Source organism: Curtobacterium sp. C1, assembly GCF_021049325.1.
In the GTDB taxonomy this organism is placed as follows: domain Bacteria; phylum Actinomycetota; class Actinomycetes; order Actinomycetales; family Microbacteriaceae; genus Curtobacterium; species Curtobacterium citreum.
The window spans coordinates 1877972-1898551 of the sequence record NZ_CP088076.1; the positions used below are offsets into that span (position 1 = coordinate 1877972).

19 protein-coding genes are annotated in these 20580 nt (G+C 73.1%); 1 reads left to right on the top strand and 18 read right to left on the bottom strand.

The features are described 5' to 3' along the window. Positions 1–58 precede the first annotated feature (58 nt). The 4 genes from LQK89_RS09100 to LQK89_RS09115 all read right to left on the bottom strand — a co-directional run bounded on the left by LQK89_RS09100 (position 59) and on the right by LQK89_RS09115 (position 3602). Positions 59–322, bottom strand: a complete 264-nt coding sequence (locus LQK89_RS09100) for a phosphoribosyl-ATP diphosphatase (RefSeq protein ID WP_058742152.1) — start codon at positions 320–322, stop codon at positions 59–61. Positions 323–429: 107 nt separating this feature from the next. Continuing rightward, on the bottom strand, positions 430–1089 hold the full coding sequence (gene rpe / locus LQK89_RS09105; RefSeq protein WP_058742139.1) for a ribulose-phosphate 3-epimerase: 660 nt from the start codon (positions 1087–1089) through the stop codon (positions 430–432). 81 nt (positions 1090–1170) lie between these two features. After that, positions 1171–2673 carry an RsmB/NOP family class I SAM-dependent RNA methyltransferase gene (locus LQK89_RS09110; protein ID WP_231048918.1) on the bottom strand — a complete coding sequence of 501 codons (1503 nt, stop codon included), beginning with the start codon at positions 2671–2673 and terminating at the stop codon, positions 1171–1173. Further along, positions 2670–3602, bottom strand: coding sequence for a methionyl-tRNA formyltransferase (locus LQK89_RS09115; RefSeq protein WP_231048919.1), 933 nt, complete (start codon positions 3600–3602; stop codon positions 2670–2672). Before LQK89_RS09115 ends, LQK89_RS09110 begins: the two co-directional genes overlap by 4 nt. A 93-nt stretch (positions 3603–3695) precedes the next feature. Here LQK89_RS09115 and LQK89_RS09120 point away from each other — a divergent pair, with 93 nt between their 5' ends. Continuing rightward, complete coding sequence (locus LQK89_RS09120; protein ID WP_174778193.1) at positions 3696–4151, top strand: DUF4383 domain-containing protein; 456 nt, start codon at positions 3696–3698, stop codon at positions 4149–4151. 122 nt (positions 4152–4273) lie between these two features. Here LQK89_RS09120 and LQK89_RS09125 read toward each other — a convergent pair whose 3' ends face one another. The 14 genes from LQK89_RS09125 to nusB form a co-directional block, all read right to left on the bottom strand. After that, a complete protein-coding gene (locus LQK89_RS09125) occupies positions 4274–5455 on the bottom strand; it encodes a glycine C-acetyltransferase (protein ID WP_175326708.1) in 1182 nt (393 codons plus the stop codon). After that, entirely contained in the window at positions 5455–6546 is a 1092-nt protein-coding gene (tdh, locus tag LQK89_RS09130; protein ID WP_231048920.1) for an L-threonine 3-dehydrogenase, read from the bottom strand. The genes LQK89_RS09125 and tdh overlap by 1 nt, the downstream gene beginning before the upstream one ends. A gap of 102 nt (positions 6547–6648) precedes the next feature. Then, complete coding sequence (locus LQK89_RS09135) at positions 6649–8676, bottom strand: primosomal protein N' (protein ID WP_231048921.1); 2028 nt, start codon at positions 8674–8676, stop codon at positions 6649–6651. An 8-nt stretch (positions 8677–8684) separates the two neighbouring features. Then, positions 8685–9899 (bottom strand): methionine adenosyltransferase, encoded by a 1215-nt coding sequence (gene metK / locus LQK89_RS09140; RefSeq protein WP_231048922.1) that lies wholly within the window; start codon positions 9897–9899, stop codon positions 8685–8687. Between the two features lie 5 nt (positions 9900–9904). Next, a complete protein-coding gene (gene rpoZ, locus LQK89_RS09145) occupies positions 9905–10165 on the bottom strand; it encodes a DNA-directed RNA polymerase subunit omega (RefSeq protein WP_058742134.1) in 261 nt (86 codons plus the stop codon). 56 nt (positions 10166–10221) lie between these two features. Beyond that, positions 10222–11157 (bottom strand): guanylate kinase, encoded by a 936-nt coding sequence (gmk, locus tag LQK89_RS09150; protein WP_058742133.1) that lies wholly within the window; start codon positions 11155–11157, stop codon positions 10222–10224. Further along, entirely contained in the window at positions 11154–11999 is an 846-nt protein-coding gene (pyrF, locus tag LQK89_RS09155) for an orotidine-5'-phosphate decarboxylase (protein ID WP_231048923.1), read from the bottom strand. The genes gmk and pyrF overlap by 4 nt, the downstream gene beginning before the upstream one ends. 113 nt (positions 12000–12112) lie before the next feature. Further along, on the bottom strand, positions 12113–15391 hold the full coding sequence (gene carB, locus LQK89_RS09160; protein WP_231048924.1) for a carbamoyl-phosphate synthase large subunit: 3279 nt from the start codon (positions 15389–15391) through the stop codon (positions 12113–12115). Continuing rightward, on the bottom strand, positions 15391–16590 hold the full coding sequence (gene carA, locus LQK89_RS09165; protein WP_231048925.1) for a glutamine-hydrolyzing carbamoyl-phosphate synthase small subunit: 1200 nt from the start codon (positions 16588–16590) through the stop codon (positions 15391–15393). Before carA ends, carB begins: the two co-directional genes overlap by 1 nt. Further along, positions 16590–17132, bottom strand: coding sequence for a PH-like domain-containing protein (locus LQK89_RS09170; RefSeq protein ID WP_058742130.1), 543 nt, complete (start codon positions 17130–17132; stop codon positions 16590–16592). The genes carA and LQK89_RS09170 overlap by 1 nt, the downstream gene beginning before the upstream one ends. After that, positions 17129–18487, bottom strand: coding sequence for a dihydroorotase (locus tag LQK89_RS09175; RefSeq protein ID WP_174778187.1), 1359 nt, complete (start codon positions 18485–18487; stop codon positions 17129–17131). The genes LQK89_RS09170 and LQK89_RS09175 overlap by 4 nt, the downstream gene beginning before the upstream one ends. Further along, the gene (locus tag LQK89_RS09180) at positions 18484–19446 is read right to left on the bottom strand and encodes an aspartate carbamoyltransferase catalytic subunit (RefSeq protein ID WP_231048926.1); all 963 of its coding nucleotides are present in this window, start codon (positions 19444–19446) and stop codon (positions 18484–18486) included. The genes LQK89_RS09175 and LQK89_RS09180 overlap by 4 nt, the downstream gene beginning before the upstream one ends. After that, the gene (gene pyrR, locus LQK89_RS09185; protein WP_058742127.1) at positions 19446–20006 is read right to left on the bottom strand and encodes a bifunctional pyr operon transcriptional regulator/uracil phosphoribosyltransferase PyrR; all 561 of its coding nucleotides are present in this window, start codon (positions 20004–20006) and stop codon (positions 19446–19448) included. The genes LQK89_RS09180 and pyrR overlap by 1 nt, the downstream gene beginning before the upstream one ends. Before the next feature lie 57 nt (positions 20007–20063). Continuing rightward, positions 20064–20573 (bottom strand): transcription antitermination factor NusB, encoded by a 510-nt coding sequence (gene nusB / locus LQK89_RS09190; protein WP_083519979.1) that lies wholly within the window; start codon positions 20571–20573, stop codon positions 20064–20066. Between the last annotated feature and the right edge of the window lie 7 nt (positions 20574–20580).

Sequence of the window (20580 nt, forward strand, 5' to 3'; positions counted from 1 at the left end):
TCTGCTGGAGGTCGGGACGGCTGCGGGGGCGGTGGCGCTCGGTGCGCGACGCGCCTGCCTACAGATGTCGCCAGACGTCCGCCGGGGTGAGCCCCTTCGCGACCATGAGGACCTGCAGGTGGTAGACCAGCTGCGAGATCTCCTCCGAGGTGCGCTCGTCACCCTCGTACTCGGCCGCCATCCAGACCTCGGCGGCCTCTTCCACGATCTTCTTGCCGATCTGGTGCACGCCGGCGTCCAGTTCGGCGACGGTGCCGGAGCCCTCGGGGCGCGTGCGCGCCTTCTCGGTCAGCTCCGCGAACAGGTCGTCGAACGTCTTCACGGGGACCAGGCTACCGTCCTGCGCGGGTCCCGCCGACGCACCGTCCGGACGGGAGGCACGGATCGCCGCCGGCTCGCCGGTCACGTCGTCGACGTGGTCGGTCCGCGTCACGCGCGTGCCGCCGCTGCTGCCTCGCGCAGGTCCGCGATGCGCTGCGCCGGCTCGCCGCCGTAGACCGCCGATCCGGCGACGAGCGTGTCCGCGCCGCTCCGGACCGCCTCGGGGACGGTGTCGACGGCGATGCCGCCGTCCACCTCGAGCCAGACGTCGAGCCCGGACGCGTCGACGGCGGCGCGGGCGTCCGCGAGCTTCGGCATCACGGACGGCATGAACGACTGGCCGCCGAAGCCCGGCTCGACGGTCATGAGCAGCACCATGTCGTAGGCGTCGAGGTGGCGCAGGACCTGCGTGACGGGCGTCCCGGGCTTGATCGCCACCGCGGCACGGGCACCGTTCGAGCGGATCGCGGCCGCGGTGGCGACCGGGTCCGCGGCGGCCTCGAAGTGGAACGTGACGCTCGAAGCGCCCGTCTCGGCGTACTTCGGCGCCTGCGTGTCGGCGTCGGTGATCATCAGGTGGACGTCCAGCGGGACCGGCGAGACCTCCTGCAGGCGCTGCACGATCGGCAGGCCGAGCGTCAGGTTCGGCACGAAGTGGTTGTCCATCACGTCGACGTGCACGAGGTCGGCGCTCTCGATGCGGTGCAGCTCCCGCTCGAGGTTCGCGAAGTCGGCGGACAGGATGCTCGGCGCGATGCGGATGGTCACCGCACAACCCTACCGACGCCCGCGCGGCCGCTGCTTGCTGGCCGCCGGCACGTCGCCGCGCTGCCCCGCCGCCGCCCGTCGTCAGGCGGTGCGGCGGAACAGCGCGACGAACATGGCGTCGGTGCCGATCCGGTGCGGCCAGAGCTGCACGGTGCGGCCGTCCGCGACCTGCGGGTCCCTGGAGGCGACGGCGCGCACGACCCCGGCGGTGTCGAGCTGTTCGAGCACGCCGCCGTGCCTTGCCATGAGCGCGTCGACCTGCCCGCGCGTCTCGGCGAGGTGCGGCGAGCACGTGACGTACGCGAGCGTTCCGCCGGGGGCCAGGGCCCGGACGGCCGCGTCGAGCAGCTCGGCCTGGAGCGCCGCGAGCTCGGGGACGTCCTCCGGTTGCTTCCGCCACCGTGCCTCGGGCCGACGACGGAGGGCGCCGAGTCCGGTGCACGGCGCGTCGAGCAGGATGCGGTCGAACCGCTCGTCGCCCGGCTTGCCGAAGCGACGCCCGTCACCCTCGACGACGGTCACGACGTCGTCGCCGGCGACGGTCGCGAGGGCCTTCCGCACCAGTCCGGCACGCGCCGGCACGAGTTCGTTCGCGACCAGGGTCGCACCGCCCTGCGCTGCCTCGGCGGCGAGGAGCGCGGCCTTGCCGCCCGGCCCGGCGCACATGTCGAGCCACCGCTCCCCCGCCCGGACGGCGGAGGACCGGCTGAGCGCGAGGGCGGCGAGCTGCGAGCCCTCGTCCTGCACACGGAGCCGACCGGCCGTGACGCCCGGCACGCGCGCAGGGTCGCCGGTCGTCCCGCGGATGCCCACCGGGGACACCGGTCGCGCGTCCGTCTCGTCCCGCTGCGGACTGACGGGAGGCTCGTCCTGCGTCGCCTGGTCGTCCTCGGTCGCCGACGTGGCCGGGTCCGGCACGGCCTCGGCCGCCTGCACGTCCTCGGCCGCCTGCACGTCCTCGGCCGTCGCGAGGCCCGGCAGCGCCACGAGCTGCACGCGCGGTGCGACGTTGTCGGCGGCCAGGAGCGCGGCGAGCTCGTCCCGGGAGCGTTCGGCGGCGAGGGCGTCCCGGAGCGCTGCGACCACCCAGGCCGGGTGCGACCAGCGCGTCGCGAGCAGGGCGTCGCCACCCCGGCCCTCGGTGATGAGCGCGTCCCACTCGTCGTCGGCGCGGGCCGCGACCTTGCGGAGCACGGCGTTGACGAAGCCCGTGGCACGGCGGGCACCGATCTCGCGGGTGAGCTCCACCGTCGCGGAGACGGCGGCGTGCGTCGGGGTGCGCATCCCGAGCAGCTGGTGCACCCCGAGCCGCATCACGTCGAGCACGTCGGACTCGACGTTGTCGACACGACGGCCGGAGGCGACGCCGATGATCGCGTCGTACCGGCCGAGCATCCGGATCGACCCGTAGGTCAGCTCGGTGGCGAACGCGGCGTCGCGGGCGGACAGGCCGGCACGGCGGATCCGGGTCGGCAGGAGCAGGTTCGCGTAGGCGTCGTCGACCTGCACAGCGCGGAGCACGTCGAACGCCACCCGACGGGCGCTGACCGTGCGCGGGCCGCGGCGCTGCTGCGCGGGGCTCACGACAGGACCTTCCCGTCCAGCGCGCCGAGGCCGCGTGCCCAGGCGGCACCGTCCATCGCCTGCTTGCCGGCCGGCTGCACCTGGAGCAGTGCGAGGGGCTCGTCCGCGGTGCCGACGAGCAGGCGACCGTCGACCAGCCCGAGCGCGCCGGGCGCGAGCCGCGGGACGGCGGAGCTCGCCCCCGCTGCCCGAGTGCTGCGCAGCAGCTTCACGCGGGTCTCGCCGAGGTGGGCGAACGCGCCGGGTTCGGGCGTCACGCCGCGGAGGCGGGCGTGCACGACGGCAGCAGGCGCGGTGAAGTCGATCCGCCCGTCCGCGATCGTCGTCTTCGGGGCGAGGGTCGGCTCGCCGACCTGCTCGCGGGCGACGGCGGTGCCCGCTGCGAGGGCGTCGACGACGCGCAGGACGGTCTCGGCACCGCGGTCGGCCATCGCGGCGAGGACCTCGCCCGCGGTCGCCTCGGGGTCGATGTCGAACGGGTCGCTCGCGTACACGGGCCCGGCGTCGAGCGCCTCGACGAGCTGGAAGACCGTCGCGGCGGTGCGGGTGTCGCCGGCCATCACCGCGCGCTGGACCGGGGCGGCACCGCGGTACGCCGGCAGGTCGGAGAAGTGCAGGTTCACCCAGCCGAGCCGGGGCGCGTCGAGGGCCGGGCGGCGGAGCAGTGCACCGTAGGCGACGATGACCCCGAGGTCGGCCCGCAGGCCGACCAGGCGCGCAGTGACGTCGTCGTCCACCCGCGTCGCCTCGATCACCGGCAGGCCGAGTTCCGCCGCGACCTGCGCGACCGGGGTCGGCGTGAGGACGCGCTTCCGGCCCTGCGGTGTCGGCGGCCGGGTGAGCACGGCGGCGATCTCGTGGTCGGACGCCGCGAGGCGACGGAGGGAGGGGACGGCCGCAGCGGGGCTGCCGGCGACGACGAGGCGCATGGGTTCCATCGTCCCACGGGCCGAGGTGTCCGACGCGCGCGGGCATCGCGGATCCCCGAACACGCTGCGAGCCCGCTGAGTAGCGTCCGGGTCATGAGTGACGTGACCACCTCCACCAACCGCTACGCCGGCTCGTCGATCCAGAAGGTCGCGCTGGTCGTCGGCATCGTCTTCCTGCTCGTCGGGATCGCCGGGTTCGTGCCCGGGCTGACCTCCGGCGACCTCGGCGGTGCCGGACACGGCTCGATGGCGATGCTGCTCGGGATCTTCCAGGTCTCGGTGCTGCACAACATCGTGCACCTGCTGTTCGGCGTCGTCGGCCTGCTCGCGGCGAACCGGGCGACCGGCTCCCGCATGTACCTCGTGATCGGCGGGGTCGTCTACTTCGTGCTCTGGGTGTACGGGCTGTTCACCGCCGGCACGATGTCCGGCGCGAACTTCGTGCCGCTCAACTGGGCCGACAACTGGCTGCACCTCGTGCTCGCGATCGGCATGGTCGCCCTCGGCGTCGTGTTCCCGCGCGGTCGCCGGACGCCCGTCGGCGCCTGACCTCCGGGGCCTGCCTCCTGGGCCTGGCCCCGGGGCCGGCCCGCGAAACGCAACGTCGGCGGTTGCTCGCAGCGGTACTCCGCTGCGAGGAACCGCCGACGTTGCGTGTTGCGAGGGGATCGTCAGGCGGGGACGGCTGCGCGTGCGGCCACGAAGGCCTCGACGCAACGGTCGACCTGCTCGGGGGTGTGCGCGGCGGAGAGCTGCACCCGGATGCGTGCCCGCCCCTCCGGGACCACCGGGTAGCTGAACGCCGTGACGTAGACCCCGCGGGCCTGCATCTCGTCGGCGATCCGGGCCGTGCGCGCCGCGTCGTGGAACATCACCGGGACGATCGGGTGCTCCCCGGGCAGCAGCTCGAACCCGGCGTCGGTCATCGACGACCGGAAGCGCGCGGCATTCGCGGCCAGCCGGGCGCGGGCGTCGTCCGATCGCTCGATCAGGTCGAGCGCCGCCACCGTGCCCGCGGCGATCACCGGGGCGAGCGAGTTCGAGAACAGGTACGGCCGGGAACGCTGGCGCAGCAGGTCGACGATCTCCCGGCGGCCGGAGACGTACCCGCCCGAGGCCCCGCCGAGTGCCTTGCCGAACGTCCCGGTCAGGACGTCCACCCGGTCCGCGACCCCGCACAGCTCGGGCGTGCCCCGTCCGTGCGCGCCGACGAACCCGACGGCGTGCGAGTCGTCCACGACCACGAGGGCGTCGTACCGCTCCGCGAGATCGCAGATCTCGGCCAGCGGTGCGATCGACCCGTCCATCGAGAACACGCCGTCCGTGACCACGAGGCGGAACCGGGCGTCCGCGGCGGCGGCGAGCTGCGCCTCCAGGTCGGCGGTGTCCCGGTTCCGGTACCGGAACCGGCGCGCCTTGCTGAGCCGGATGCCGTCGATGACCGACGCGTGGTTCAGCTCGTCGGAGATCACGGCGTCCTCCGGACCGAGCAGGACCTCGAACAGCCCGCCGTTCGCGTCGAAGCACGACGAGTACAGGATCGTCGCCTCGGTGCCGAGGAAGCCGGAGACCCGTTCCTCGAGCTCGAGGTGCAGGTCCTGCGTGCCGCAGATGAACCGCACGCTGGCCATCCCGTACCCCCAGCGGTCGAGGGCGTCCTTCGCGGCGTCCACGAGCTCCGGGGCGTCCGCGAGCCCGAGGTAGTTGTTCGCGCAGAAGTTCAGCAGCTCCGTTCCGCCGGCCTCGATCGCCGCGCGCTGGGGGCCGGCGATGCCGCGCTCCCGCTTCGTCAGCCCCGCCGCCTCGATGCCCGCGAGCTCTGCCTGCAGGTGGTCCTTGATCGCGCCGTACATCACGCCTCCGTCCAGTCGATGACGACCTTGCCGCCGTCCGCGCTCGCCGCCGCGGCGAACGCCTGCTGCCAGTCCCGTGCCGGGAAGCGCCCGGACACGAGCGAGCCGATCCGACCGCGGAGCGCCGCGCTCGTCTGCAGCATGCTGCTCATGGTCTGCCACGTCTCGAACATCTCGCGGCCGTAGATCCCCTTCACGGTGAGCATGTGCGTGACGACCTTCCCCCAGTCGACCGCGATCGGCCCGGACGGAAGTCCGAGCATCGCGATCCGGCCGCCGTGGTTCATCGTCTCGACCATCGCCGGCAGGGCCGTGGGCGCGCCGGACATCTCGAAGCCGACGTCGAAGCCCTCGCGCATGCCGAGCCGCTGCTGGGCGTCGCGGAGGGCCCCGACCGCGTCCTGCGACCCGGCGGTCGCCGCCCCACGTCCGGCGCCGGCGTCCGACACGTCGACGGCGAGGTCCGCGCCCATCGTCCTGGCGAGGGCGAGCCGGTTCGCACTGACGTCGGTGGCGACGACGAACCGGGCGCCGGCGTGCCGTGCGACGGCGATCGCCATGAGCCCGATCGGACCGCAGCCGGTGACGAGCACGTCCTCGCCGACGAGGGGGAACGCGAGCGCCGTGTGCACCGCGTTCCCGAGCGGGTCGAAGAGCGCGGCGACCTCGGGGTCGACGTCGGTGTGGTGCACCCAGACGTTCGCGGCGGGAAGCGTCAGGTACTCCGCGAAGGCGCCGTCCCGCTGCACGCCGACGCCCTTCGTGCGGATGCACATCTGGCGGCGGCCGGCCCGGCAGTTCCGGCAGGTGCCGCACACGATGTGGCCCTCACCGGAGACCCGGTCCCCCACGGCGACGTCGCGGACGGCGGACCCGACCTCGACCACCTCGCCGGAGAACTCGTGCCCGGGGACGAGCGGTGCGGAGACGGCCGACGCGGCCCAGTCGTCCCACCGCTCGATGTGCAGGTCGGTCCCGCAGATCCCGGTGCGGAGCACCCGGACGAGCACCTCGTCCGTGGCGGGGACCGGCACCGGTCGTTCGGTCATGATCAGTCCCGGACCGGCGTCCGGCTTCCAGAGCGCGCGCATCGGCGTCACCTCGTCACCTCGTTGTGCGTGTGGTGTGTTCGGCGGTGGCTCGTGGCCACCGTCCCTCAGCCTGGCACAGGTGGCCTCGACGCGCGGGGGCGGTCAGACCTCGGCGAAGGGCTCGGCGTCGTCGAGCCGGACGCGGAGCGTGGGTGCCGCACGACGGCGGTTGCCGCCGGGGAGCACCCGCCGGGTGGAGGAGCGCCGGATGACCTCGGCCTTGAGCGTCGCCGCGACCTCGGCGCCGTGCGCGTACGGGAACCGCACGATGGCCCGGACGGTGCCGGGGACCGGGTCGTCCTCGACCGGCACCGGACCGAGCACGTCGCCGACCAGGGTGTCCCCGAGGGCCTCGACCGCGGCCGTCACGGCGTCGTCCGTGCCGGTCAGGGTCGCGACCCGCACCGCCGGTGGGAAGTGCAGCGCGCGACGGTCGACGAGTTCGTCGTGCGCGGGGACGTCGAGCCGCCAGGTGGCCATCGCGGTCGCGAGCCGGCCGCCGATGCCCACCAGGTAGACCTCGGACCCGGGGGCGCCCTTCGCCGCGGCGCCCGTCCAGAACCGCAGCACGTCCTCCTGCACGCGGAGGCCCTCGCGGGCGAGCATGCGCTCCCCGTCGAGGAGGAGCACGCAGGCGTAGCCGCCCGGCACGTTCGGCTCCGCGCCGCGGGTGGCGACGACGACCGAGGGGCGGGCGGGGACCTCGTCGAGCGGTCGGGAACCGTCGGCGACGACGATGCGGGTGCCCGGGAACGCCCGGCCGAGCTCGTCGGCGGTGCGCTGAGCGCCCTGCCCGACGGGCTTCACGGTGCCGTTGCCGCACGTCGGGCACCGGAAGCCCACGGCGAGGGCGCCGCAGAACCGGCACTGCGGGGTCGCGCCGCGGTGGGGTTGGCCGAGCGGTCCCCCGCACACCCGGCAGTGCGCCCGTTCCCCGCACTCGGCGCAGACCAGGCCGGTGCCGAACCCGGGACTCGCGACCTGCACGAGCACCGGCCCGTGCTGACTCGCCTCGCGCGCCGCACGCCAGGCGGTGCTCGGGATGCGTGCCTGGGCCGCGAACCCCTCGGCACCGCCCTGCTGCACCGTCGGGATGACCTTCGGGGTTGGCTGCCGGTACGGAGCGACCTCGTCGAGCCAGCGCAGTTCGACGAGCCGTTGCACGTCGGTGCTCCGCGCGTGCGAGACGAACAGCAGCCCGGCGCCGGACTGGGCCGCCCGGACGAGCGCGACGTCACGGGTGTGCACGTACGGTGCCCGGGGCTCGACGAACGAGGCGTCCCCGTCGTCCCACACGACGATCAGACCGAGGTCGGTCGCCGGCGCGTACATCGCGGTGCGGTTGCCGATCGCCACGACGGCGTGCGACCGGGCCTGCAGCAGTGCCTTCGCCCGCGCGCCGTTCGTCTGCTTGGCGTCGAAGCGCACGACGCGCTCGACCGGCAGCACGGCGAGGAGTGCCCGCTCGAGGTCGGTGACGTCGCGGAAGTCGGGGACCGCGACGACGGCGGACTGCTCGGCGGCGACGGCGTGCGCCGCGGCCTGGGCGATCGTGGCGGCCCATCCGGGGACCCAGACCGGATCCGGTCCCGGCTCGGGAGCAGCGGGAGCCGGGTCCGGGTGCAGCGCGACGGGGTGCGGCAGGGCGGCCACCGCAGCGCGTCCGTGGTCGGTGACCAGCGCCTCCAGGACGCCCTCGGCGTACCCGGCGACGGGGCCGGCCGTGACCGACGGCGGCGACCACTCGGGATCCCGCGCGAGCCAAGCCTTCTCGGCGCGCACCTGCCGGGGCGGGACGGCAAGTCGGAGCACGTCGGAGGCGACACCCGCGGCCCGGTCGGCGACGGCCCGGGCGAGCGACCAGATCTCCGGTGCCAGGACCGGCACCGGCGAGACGACCTGATCGACCGGGCTCAGCTCCCCCGCGAACGTCGTGTCGGCGTCGGCGGCGTCCGCCGCGACGACCTCGACCACCCAGGCGTCGGACATCCGCGCCCCGGTGCGCAGCGGCACCTTGACACGGACGCCCGGCACGCAGTCGTCCTCGAGCTCGGCCGGCACCCGGTAGTCGAACAGACGGTCCAACTGCGGGAGCGGCGAGTCGAGGACGACACGCGCGACGACGGGCACGCGGTGCCCTAGACGGTGGCGGCGACGAGTCCTGCGGCGGCGCGGAGTTCCTCGACGCGGTCGAGCTGCTCCCAGGTGAAGCCGGGCAGCTCGCGGCCGAAGTGGCCGTACGCCGCGGTCTGTGCGTACCGGGGCTTGAGCAGGTCGAGGTCGCGGATGATCGCGGCCGGACGCAGGTCGAACACCTGCGTGATCGCGGCCTCGATCGTGGCGTCGTCGACGTGCCCTGTGCCGAACGACTCGACGTACAGCCCGACGGGCTTCGCGCGGCCGATGGCGTACGCCACCTGCACCTCGAGCCGGTCCGCGAGCCCCGCCGCGACGGCGTTCTTCGCGACCCAGCGCAGCGCGTACGCGGCCGAGCGGTCGACCTTCGACGGGTCCTTGCCGCTGAACGCGCCACCACCGTGCCGGGACGCACCGCCGTACGTGTCGACGATCACCTTGCGGCCGGTCAGCCCGGCGTCGCCCTGGGGACCACCGATCTCGAACCGACCGGTCGGGTTCACGATCACGTCGACGTGCGACGAGTCCAGGTCCACCAGGTCGAGCACCGGACGGATCACGTGCTCGGTGATCTGCGCCGTGAGCTCGGCGAGCGTCACCGCCGGCGAGTGCTGCGTCGAGAGCACGACGGTCTCGACGGTCTTCGGGACGACGCCGTCGTACCCGACCGTGACCTGCGTCTTGCCGTCGGGGCGGAGGAAGGCGAGCACACCGGTCTTGCGGACCTCGGCCAGACGCTCCGCCAGGCGGTGCGCGAGCCAGATCGCGACGGGCATGTACTCGGGCGTCTCGTTCGTCGCGAAGCCGAACATGATGCCCTGGTCGCCGGCACCCTGCCGGTCGAGCGGGTCGACGCCTGCGCCGGAGCGGCTGTCCAGGGACTCGTCGACGCCCTGCGCGATGTCCGGCGACTGCGCACCGATCGAGACCTCGACACCGCAGGTGCGACCGTCGAACGAGACCTCGGACGAGTTGTACCCGATGCCCGTGATGACGTCGCGGACGAGCTTGGGGATCTCGACGTAGCCCGAGGTCGTGACCTCGCCGGCGACGTGCACCAGCCCCGTCGTCACCATCGTCTCGACGGCGACGCGCGCGTGCGGGTCGACCGTGAGCAGCGCGTCGAGGATCGTGTCCGAGATCTGGTCGCAGATCTTGTCGGGGTGCCCCTCCGTCACCGACTCGGACGTGAAGAGGCGCAGGTTGGTGCTCGTCACCGCGGTCAGTCGGTGGGCTGCTGCTTGGTGACGGTCAGCTTGTCCTCGTTGATCTCGTGGAGAGCGACGGACAGCGGCTTGTCGTCGATGGTCGAGTCGACGAGCGGCCCGACGTTGTCGAAGAGCGACCCCTCGTGCAGGTCGGCGTAGTAGTCGTTGATCTGACGAGCGCGCTTCGACGCGAAGATGACGAGCGCGTACTTCGACTCCACCTTGGACAGCAGGTCGTCGATGGGCGGGTCGATGATGCCCTGGGGGTTGGCCATGGTGTCTCCAGTCGGCAGAAGATGGTGTGTGCCCCGGAGGGCACGGGCGCTCCCGGCTAGGGCGCAGTGAACAAGTCTACGACTTCTCGTGCCGCGGTGCCGACATCGGAGTTCACGATCCGCACGTCGAACTCGTCCTGGGCGGCGAGCTCGACCTTGGCGGTCTCGAGCCGGCGGGCCTGTTCCTCGGCGGACTCGGTGCCGCGGCCGATCAGGCGGCGGACGAGTTCCTCCCAGGTCGGCGGGAGCAGGAACACCAGGACCGCCTCGGGCATGGCGTCGCGCACCTGCCGCGCGCCCTGCAGGTCGATCTCGAGCATCACCTTGTCGCCGGCGTCGAGCGCGCGGTCGATGGGCGGCCGCGGGGTCCCGTAGCGGTAGGAGTTGTGCACGACCGCCCACTCCAGGAGCTCGCGGTCGCGGATCATGCGGTCGAACTCGGCGTCGTCGACGAAGTAGTAGTGCACGCCGTCGACCTCGCCCGGGCGGGGCTTCCGGGTGGTCGCGGAGACGCTGAGGTTCACGTCCGGGTACTGCTCACGGATGTACGCGCTCACCGTGCCCTTGCCCACGGCCGTGGGTCCGGCGAGCACGACGAGCTTCGACGTGCCACGCTTCCGGCCGCGCGCGGCGAGCCAGTCGGCCAGGGCCGAACGCTGCCGCGAGCCGAGTCCACCGAGGCGCTTCGACGGCGCGATCCGCAGCTCGCTCATGACGGCCTCGGCCCGGGCGGGACCGATGCCCGAGATGCTCGTCAGGAGGTCGCGGACGCGCAGCGACTTCTCGGCGGGCAGGTCGGCGTCGGACCAGGCCGCACGGGCTACCTCGAGGGGGCTGCGCTCCCCCGACGCGACCTGCGCCTTGACCGCTGCCCGGGCGCGTCGCGCGGCCACGGCGGCGCGGGCGGCGGCGACCCGGTCGACCTCCGGCGGGTTCCGGTGCGCGGGGAGACCGCTGCGGTCGACGGGTGCGCCGTCCGTGCCGTCCGTCACGCGGCCACCTCCAGCGCCGCACGGATGCGGTCCGCCCGCTCCTGCACGAGCCCGGCGACCCCGTCGGGGCCGGCGGAGAGCAGCCCGCGGGACTCGCTCACGAGCACCTGCTCGGCACGCGAGCCGTACAGCGACCGGAGGTCCTCGATCCGGGCGCCCTGCGCACCGAAGCCCGGGGCGAGCACCGGCGCGGAGCCGATGGCCGCCGCGTCGATGCCGAAGTCGTCGAGGTCGAGGGTGGCGCCGAGCACGAGCCCGACGTCCCCGAGCGGCTGGTCGCCGCCGGTCCGGTTGTCGTCTGCCACATCGAGCACGATACCGGCCGCGACCGTCCGGCCGGCACGCGGGCCCTCGGCGACGACCGCGGTCTGCAGGAGCCGTGCCTCGGGGTTGCTCGTCGCGGCGAGCACGAAGACCCCCGCACCGTTCCGGCGCGCCACGTCGACGGTGCCGACGAGCGACCCGTAGCCGAGGTACGGCGAGACCGTCATCGCGTCGGCCCGGAACGGCCCGTCGCGGTCCAGCCAGGCCAGCGCGTAGTCGTCTCCGGTCGAGCCGATGTCGCCCCGCTTGACGTCGGCGACGACCAGGAGGCCCGCATCACCTGCCCGACGGACGGTCGCGTCGAGCGCGCGGTAGCCGGCGACCCCCGCCGCCTCGAAGAAGGCGACCTGCGGCTTGACGATCGCTGCGCGGCCGGCGGCCGCGTCGACCAGGGCGGCGCCGAACGCCGTCAGCCCCTGCTCGTCGCGGCCGAGCCCCCACGCCGCCAGGGTGGCGGCGTGGGGGTCGATGCCGACGCACAGTGCGGAACGCGACGCGATGGCGGCGGCGAGCCGCACGCCGAAGGGGGCTGTGCCTCTCCCCACCGGCACGGCCGGCCCGCCGCTGGCGCGTCGGTCCGGAACCGGCGGCGTGGGCCCTGTCCGGGTGTCAGCTGCCACGGGTCCGGCCGTCACCAGGTCGCGCGCTCGAGCGCGTAGTCCTGCAGACTGCGGACGCTGTGCGGCGTGCCGATCGTCTCGATCGCCGCGACCGCTGCACCCAGCTGCGCGATGGTCGTGAAGAGCGGCTTGTCCGCCGCGACCGTCGCCGCACGGATCTCGTACCCGTCCGCACGACCGGCGGCACCGGACGGCGTGTTGATGACGATGTCGACCTCGTCGCGGGCGAGCAGGTCGACGACGCTCTCACCGCCCTCGCTGTACTTGCCGACCAGCGTGACCTCGATGCCGTTGCGGCGGAGCACCTCGGCGGTGCCCTCGGTCGCGGTGATCGTGAAGCCGAGCTGCTGCAGGCGGTGCACCGGCAGGACCACCTGGCGCTTGTCGGTGTCCGCGACGCTCACGAACACCGTGCCGCTCGTCGGCAGGCCGCCGTACGCGGCGTCCTGCGACTTGAGGAAGGCGCGGGGGAAGTCGCGGTCGATGCCCATGACCTCGCCCGTGGAGCGCATCTCCGGGCTGAGCACCGAGTCGACGACCTGGCCGTCGTGGGTGCGGAAGCGGCGGAAGGGCAGCACGGCCTCCTTGACGGCGACCGGTGCCTGCGCGGGCACGGACGAGCCGTCACGCTCGGGCAGCAGGCCCTCGGCGACGAGCGCGTCGATCGAGGTGCCGGTCATGATGCGGCTCGCGGCCTTCGCGAGCGGGATGCCGAGCGCCTTCGAGACGAACGGGACCGTGCGGCTCGCGCGCGGGTTCGCCTCGAGCACGTAGAGCACGCCGGCGCCGATGGCGAACTGGACGTTGAGCAGGCCCTGCACGCCGATGCCGCGTGCGATCCGCTCGGTGGCCTCGACCACGCCGCGGATCTCCGCCTTGCCGAGCCCGACCGGGGGCAGGGTGCACGCCGAGTCGCCGGAGTGGATGCCGGCCTCCTCGATGTGCTCCATGATGCCGCCGATGTACAGGCGCTCCCCGTCGAACAGCGCGTCGACGTCGATCTCCACCGCGTCGTCCAGGAACCGGTCGACGAGCAGCGGGAGCTCCGGTCCGATGATCGCCTGGTCGGCCATCCGGTCGAAGTAGTCCGCCAGGGCGGCCGGGTCGTAGACGATCTCCATGCCGCGGCCGCCGAGCACGAACGACGGGCGGACGAGGACCGGGTAGCCGATCTCCTCGGCGACCGCGGTCGCGCTCGCCAGGTCGTGCGCGGTGCCGTTGCGCGGTGCGAGCAGGCCGGCCTGCTCCAGGATCGCGGAGAACTGCCCGCGCTCCTCGGCAGAGTCGATCGCTGCGGGGCTCGTGCCGAGGATCGGGATCCCGGCCGCCTCGAGCGGCTTCGCCAGGCCCAGGGCGGTCTGGCCGCCGAGCTGCACGACGACGCCGACGAGCTCGCCGGACGCGGCCTCGGCCTCGATGACCTCGAGGACGTCCTCTGTGGTGAGCGGCTCGAAGTAGAGCCGGTCCGAGGTGTCGTAGTCGGTCGACACCGTTTCCGGGTTGCAGTTGATCATGATCGTCTCGAACCCGGCCTCGCTGAGCGCGAAGGAGGCGTGGACGCACGAGTAGTCGAACTCGACGCCCTGGCCGATGCGGTTCGGGCCGGAGCCGAGGATGACGACCTTCTTGCGGTCGCTCGGGGCGACCTCGGTCTCGGTGTCGTACGACGAGTAGTGGTACGGCGTGAGGGCCGGGAACTCGCCGGCGCAGGTGTCGACCGTCTTGAAGACGGGGCGGATGCCCAGGGCGTGCCGTGCGGTGCGGGCCTCCTGCTCGGAGATTCCCCGCAGGCCCGCGATCTGGGCGTCGCTGAAGCCGTGCTCCTTGGCCCACCGCAGGGTGTCCGCGTCGAGCGTCTCGGCTGCTGCGACCTCGGCCGCGACCTCGTTGATGAGGACGATCTGGTCGATGAACCACGGGTCGATCTTCGTGGCCTCGAAGACCTCGTCCGCGGTGGCGCCAGCGACGAGCGCCTGCTGCACCGTGACGATGCGGCCGTCGGTCGGCACCTGGGCCTTCGACAGCAGCGCGTCCTTGTCGAGCTCGGCCGCCGGCGTGTCCCAGTGGAAGCTCGAGCCGCGCTTCTCGAGGCTGCGCAGGGACTTCTGCAGCGCGGTGGCGTAGTTCCGGCCGATGGCCATCGCCTCGCCGACGCTCTTCATCGTGGTGGTGAGCGTGGCGTCGGCCGCCGGGAACTTCTCGAACGCGAACCGCGGGGTCTTCACGACGACGTAGTCGAGCGTCGGCTCGAAGCTCGCCGGCGTGACGCGCGTGATGTCGTTCTCGATCTCGTCCAGCCGGTAGCCGATCGCGAGCTTCGCGGCGATCTTGGCGATCGGGAAGCCCGTGGCCTTCGACGCGAGCGCCGACGAGCGGGAGACGCGCGGGTTCATCTCGATGACGATGAGCCGGCCGTTCGACGGGTCGACGGCGAACTGGATGTTGCAGCCGCCGGTGTCGACACCGACGCGACGGATGATGTCGATGCCGATGTTCCGCATGTTCTGGTACTCGCGGTCGGTCAGCGTCAGCGCGGGGGCGACCGTGATCGAGTCGCCCGTGTGGACGCCCACCGGGTCGACGTTCTCGATCGAGCAGATCACGACCGTGTTGTCGAAGTTGTCCCGCATGAGCTCGAGCTCGTACTCCTTCCAGCCGAGGATCGACTCCTCGAGGAGCACCTCGGTGGTCGGGCTGGACTGCAGGCCGTCGCCGACGAAGCGGACGAGCTCCTCCTCGTTGTAGGCGAAGCCCGAACCGAGGCCGCCCATCGTGAAGGACGGCCGGACGACGAGCGGGTATCCGAGGTCGGCCGCGAACGCCTTGGCTTCCTCGAGGGTGTGCGCGATGTGGCTGCGGGCCACGTCGGCGCCGGACTCGAGGACGAGCTCCTTGAAGAGCTGGCGGTCCTCGCCGCGCTGGATCGCGTCGACCTTGGCGCCGATGAGCTCGACGCCGTACTTCTCGAGGATGCCCTCGGCGTCGAGCTTGATCGCCGCGTTGAGCGCCGTCTGACCGCCGAGGGTCGGCAGGACCGCGTCGGGCTGCTCGATCTTGATGATCTCCTCGAGCGACGCGCTCGTGATCGGCTCGATGTAGGTCGCGTCGGCGAAGTCCGGGTCGGTCATGATCGTCGCCGGGTTCGGGTTGACGAGGATGACGCGGACGCCCTCGGCGCGGAGGACGCGGCACGCCTGGGTGCCGGAGTAGTCGAACTCGGCGGCCTGCCCGATGACGATCGGGCCGGAGCCGATGACGAGGACGGAGTTGATGTCTGCGCGCTTCGGCATCAGTTGGCTTCCTTCGTGACGTCGGCTGCGGGGGTCGTGGCGGTGGCGGTGGCCGCGTCGAGCGGCTCCCCCGCACGGCGCGCGCGGACCAGGTCGGCGAACCGGTCGAACAGGTACATGGAGTCGTGCGGGCCGGCCGCCGCCTCCGGGTGGTACTGCACGCTGAAGGCGGGCACGTCGAGGGCGCGGAGCCCCTCGACCACCTGGTCGTTCAGGGAGTAGTGCGAGACCTCGACCCGACCGAACCCGGCGGGCGACTCGACGACCTGGTCCAGGGGCGCGTCGACCGCGAAGCCGTGGTTCTGGCTCGTGATCTCGACCTTGCCCGTGGCGGTGTCGAGCACCGGCTGGTTGATCCCGCGGTGGCCGAACGGCAGCTTGTAGGTACCGAAGCCCAGCGCGCGGCCGAGGAGCTGGTTGCCGAAGCAGATGCCGAAGAACGGGCGGCCGGTCCGCAGCGACTGCTGCAGGAGTTCGACCTGCGCGTCGCTCGCGGCGGGGTCGCCGGGGCCGTTCGAGTAGAAGAGGGCATCGGGATCCAGCGCCGACAGCTCGGCCGCGGTGATGTCCTGCGGCACGACGTGCACCTCGAACCCGCGCTCGGCGAGGTAGCGGGTAGTCGACGCCTTCACGCCCAGGTCGAGCACGGCGAGCCGGCCGATCTGCTCCCCGACGGCCGGGACCACGTAGGTCTCCGGCGTGGAGACGATCGACGAGAAGCTCGCACCCTGCATCGCGGCCTGGTCGCGGACGGCGGCCAGCTGCTCGTCGGCGGACAGGTCCGCGTCCGCACCGCTGAAGACGCCGCCCTTCATGGCGCCCGCATCGCGGATCCGACGCGTCAGCGCGCGGGTGTCGATCCCGGAGATGCCGACGATGCCGTCGCGCTCCAGGTGATCGTCGAGCGTGGCGTTCGCGCGGTGGTTCGACACGACGCGGCTGGGGTCGCGGACGACGTAGCCCGCCACCCAGATGCGACGGGACTCGGGGTCCTCGTCGTTCACGCCGGTGTTGCCGATGTGCGGTGCCGTCTGCACCACGATCTGTCCGGCGTAGGACGGGTCGGTCAGCGTCTCCTGGTAGCCGGTCATGCCCGTGGCGAAGACCACCTCGCCGAGGGATCGGCCTCGGGCGCCGTACGCCCATCCGTCGTACCGGGTGCCGTCCTCGAGGACCAGCACGGCCCGTTCGCGTGTCATCAGTTCGTCCCTTCGCCCGCGGGGTGCGGGTGTTCGTGCGTCGTCGTCAGTCCCTGCAGGGCGGCGAGTGCTGCTGCGCCGCCCTCCGGGAACCGGAAGTAGGTGTCGAGGTCCGTCGCACCTGCGGCGCCGGTCGCCGTCCATCGCAGACGGACCAGTCCCCCGGGCTCGACCACACGGTCGATGGCCCACGTGGCGCGGTCGGCGCCGCGCACGGCGTCCACCGCGATCCAGCGGTCCACGGCGCCGGCGTGGTGCAGGACCACCCCGGTGTCGTGGACGGTCACCCCGCCGCGGCCCCGGAACCCGAGACCGCCGGCGGTGATGCGTTCGAGTGGCTCGTCGGCGCGGGTCGTCGCGACGGTGAACCCGTCCCAGGACCCGGCTGCCGGTCCGACGTCGGTCGGGACCGGGACGGGAGGCACGGCTGCCGTCTGGCGCCTGGCCCGCGTCCGCCAGGTGCGCGCCATGGCGACGAACAGCAGGGCGACGAGGGCCAGGACGATCCCGCCGACGAGCCAGCGCAGCGCGTCACCACTCATGCCGTCGCCTCCGCCCGCACGCTGCGCGCGTGCGCCGCGACGGTCTCGGCGTCGACGAGCCGGCCGTCGAGCACCGTCGGGGCGCCGTGGTGGAAGGTCGCGACGACCCGTCCGGGCAGGCGCATCCCGAGGTACGGGGAGTTCTGCGACTGGCCGGCAAGATCCGCCACGGAGAACTCGCGGACGGCCGCCGGGTCGTAGAGGGCGAGCTCGGCTGGAGCGCCCTCGACGATGCGCTGTCCGTGGCCCTCGACCTGCCCGATGCGCGCCGGCGCCTCGGACAGGACGCGCGCGACGTCCGCCCAGTCGAGCTGTCCGGACTCGACCACGGCCGCGTGCACGACGCTGAGCGCCGACTCGAGTCCGACCATGCCGTTCGCGGCGGCCGGCCACTCGCAGCACTTCGCCTCGGCGGTGTGCGGCGCGTGGTCGGTGGCGACGATGTCGATGGTGCCGTCGGCGAGTGCGGCGCGGAGCGCGTCCACGTCCTCGCGCGAGCGGAGCGGCGGGTTCACCTTGTACTTGGCGTCGTACCCGGGCGCGCCGTCGACCCCGGCGATGAGGTCCTCGGTGAGCACGAGGTGGTGCGGCGTGACCTCGGCGGTGACGTCGATGCCGCGGGACTTGGCCCAGCGGATGACCTCGACGCTGCCCGCGGTCGAGACGTGGCACACGTGCAGGCGCGCTCCGACGTGGTCGGCGAGCAGCACGTCGCGGGCGATGATCGCCTCCTCCGCCACCGCGGGCCAGCCGGCGAGCCCGAGCTCCGACGACAGCCGGCCCTCGTTCATCTGCGCGCCGATGGTGAGCCGCGGCTCCTGCGCGTGCTGCGCGAGGACGCCGCCGAAGCCCTTGATGTACTCGAGCGCCCGGCGCATGAGCAGCGGGTCGGCGACGCAGGACCCGTCGTCCGAGAACACCCGGACCTTCGCCCTGCTCGTCGCCATGGCCCCGATCTCGGACAGGTGGGTTCCCTGCAGCCCCTGCGACACCGCACCGATCGGGCGGACCGTGACGTACCCGGCGTCGTCGCCGAGCGCCTGCACCTGCTCGACGACCCCCGCCGTGTCGGCGACCGGCGAGGAGTTCGCCATCGCGTTCACCGCGGTGAAGCCGCCGGCGGCCGCCGCTCGCGACCCGGTGAGCACCGTCTCGGACTCCTCGAAACCGGGCTCGCGGAGGTGCGTGTGGAGGTCCACGAGGCCGGGCAGCGCGATCAGCCCGTCAGCGTCGACGACCGTGGCCCCGGCCGCGTCGAGACCGGACCCGACCGCGGTGATGCGCCGCGCCTCCAGGCGGATGTCGGCACGCGTGCCGTCGACCAGCTGCGCGCCACGGATGAGGTGAGCGGTCATGCGACGGACTCCTTCGGTTCGTGCTCGCCCGTCAGGGCGAGGTAGAGGACGGCCATCCGGACCGACACGCCGTTCGCGACCTGCTCGACGACGGTCGAGCGGGGGTCGTCGGCGGCGACGCCGGCGATCTCGAGTCCGCGGTTCATCGGCCCCGGGTGCATGATCAGCGTGCGCTCGGACAGGGCCGCCGCGCGGGCCGCCGTCAGGCCGAAGTGCCGCGTGTACTCGCGGGGGTTCGGGAAGAACGCGTCGTTCATGCGCTCCTGCTGGATGCGGAGGAGCATCACGACGTCCGGGTCCTCGGCGAGGGCCGCGTCGAGGTCGTGGTGCACTGCTGCGCCGAACGGGCGGTCGACCGCCGGCAGGAGCGTCGGCGGAGCGGCGAACGTGACCTGGGCGCCGAGCGTGCGGAGGAGCCAGGCGTTCGACCGGGCGACGCGGCTGTGCAGGACGTCGCCGACGATCGTCACGCGGACACCGTCCAGGGCCGCGCCCCGGCTGGCGTCACCGTGCAGCCGACGGCGCATCGTGAAGGCGTCGAGGAGCGCCTGGGTCGGGTGCTCGTGCGTCCCGTCGCCGGCGTTCACGACGGGGACGTCGATCCAGTCGGCCTCGGCGAGGACCCGCGGAGCGCCGGACGCGGGGTGCCGCATCACGATGCCGTCGATGCCCATCGCGCCGAGGGTCTGCACGGTGTCCTTGAGCGACTCGCCCTTCGAGACGCTCGAGCCCTTCGCGGCGAAGTTGATGACGTCGGCCGAGAGCCGCTTCGCCGCCGCCTCGAAGGAGATGCGGGTGCGGGTGGAGTCCTCGAAGAACAGGTTGACGACGGTCTTGCCACGGAGGGCCGGGAGCTTCCGGACCTCGCGCGTGTTGACCTCGGCCATCTCCTCGGCGACGTCGAGGATCCGGACGGCCTCGTCGCGCGACAGGTCGGCGGTGGAGAGCAGGTGGCGCATCAGGCGTCGTCCCCCGGCTGCTCGATCACGACTTCGTCGGTGCCGTCGGTCTCGGTGAGGCGCAGCGTGACCCGTTCGTCGGACGCCGTCGGCAGGTTCTTGCCGACGTGGTCCGCCCGGATGGGGAGCTGCCGGTGCCCGCGGTCGACGAGCACGGCGAGCCGCACCGCACGGGGCCGCCCGATGCCCTGCAGGGCGTCGAGGGCGGCCCGCACGGTGCGGCCGGAGTACAGCACGTCGTCGACGAGCACGACGACCTTGCCGTCGATGCCGCTCGTCGGGATCGTGGTGCGGTGCGGTGCACGACCGATGCCGTGCCCCAGATCGTCCCGGTGCATCGTCACGTCGAGCGTGCCGAGGCGCTGGTCGCGCTCGGCGGCCCACTCGGGCTCGATGTCCGCGAGCAGCGACGCGAGCCGCTCGGCCAGGACGGCACCCCGCGTCGGGATACCCAGGAGCACGAGGTCCGAGGCACCGTGGTTGGCCTCGAGGATCTCGTGCGCGATGCGTGTCAGGGCACGCGTGATGTCGGGCTGTTGCAGGACCGTTCTGGTGCCCACGCCGACCTCCTTCCCCGCCTCACCGGACGGACTTAAAGGACGCTGACGTGGTCAACCCTACCGGGACTCCTGGTCCCCTGCGACCGTCCGGCCGGACGGTGCGGCGTCGTCGTCGGCAGCGCCGGCGGAGGGAGCGGTGGCCGCCTTCGCCGACGGTGCACGGCCGCCCGCCACGGCGCCGAGCACGCCGTTCACGAAGCTCGCCGAGTCGTCCGTCGACAGCGACTGCGCGAGCTCGACCGCCTCGGCGATCGCCACCGCGTCCGGGACCTCCGGGTTGTACCGGAGCTCCCAGACGCCCATCCGCAGGATGCAGCGGTCGAGCACGGGCATGCGGGCGATGGACCACCCCTGCGCGTGCTCCACGATCACCTTGTCGATGGCCGACCGGTCGTCGTCGACGCCCGTGACGATCTGCCGTGCGTAGTCCCAGCTCGAGGCGCGCTCGGGCTGGTCGAGGTGCCGGACGGTCTCGGTCGCCAGGACGTCGGCGATCGGGAGCTCACGCACCTCGGCCACGTACAGCATGTCGAGGGCGCGCTTGCGGGCCTTCGAACGAGCACTCATCGGGCGG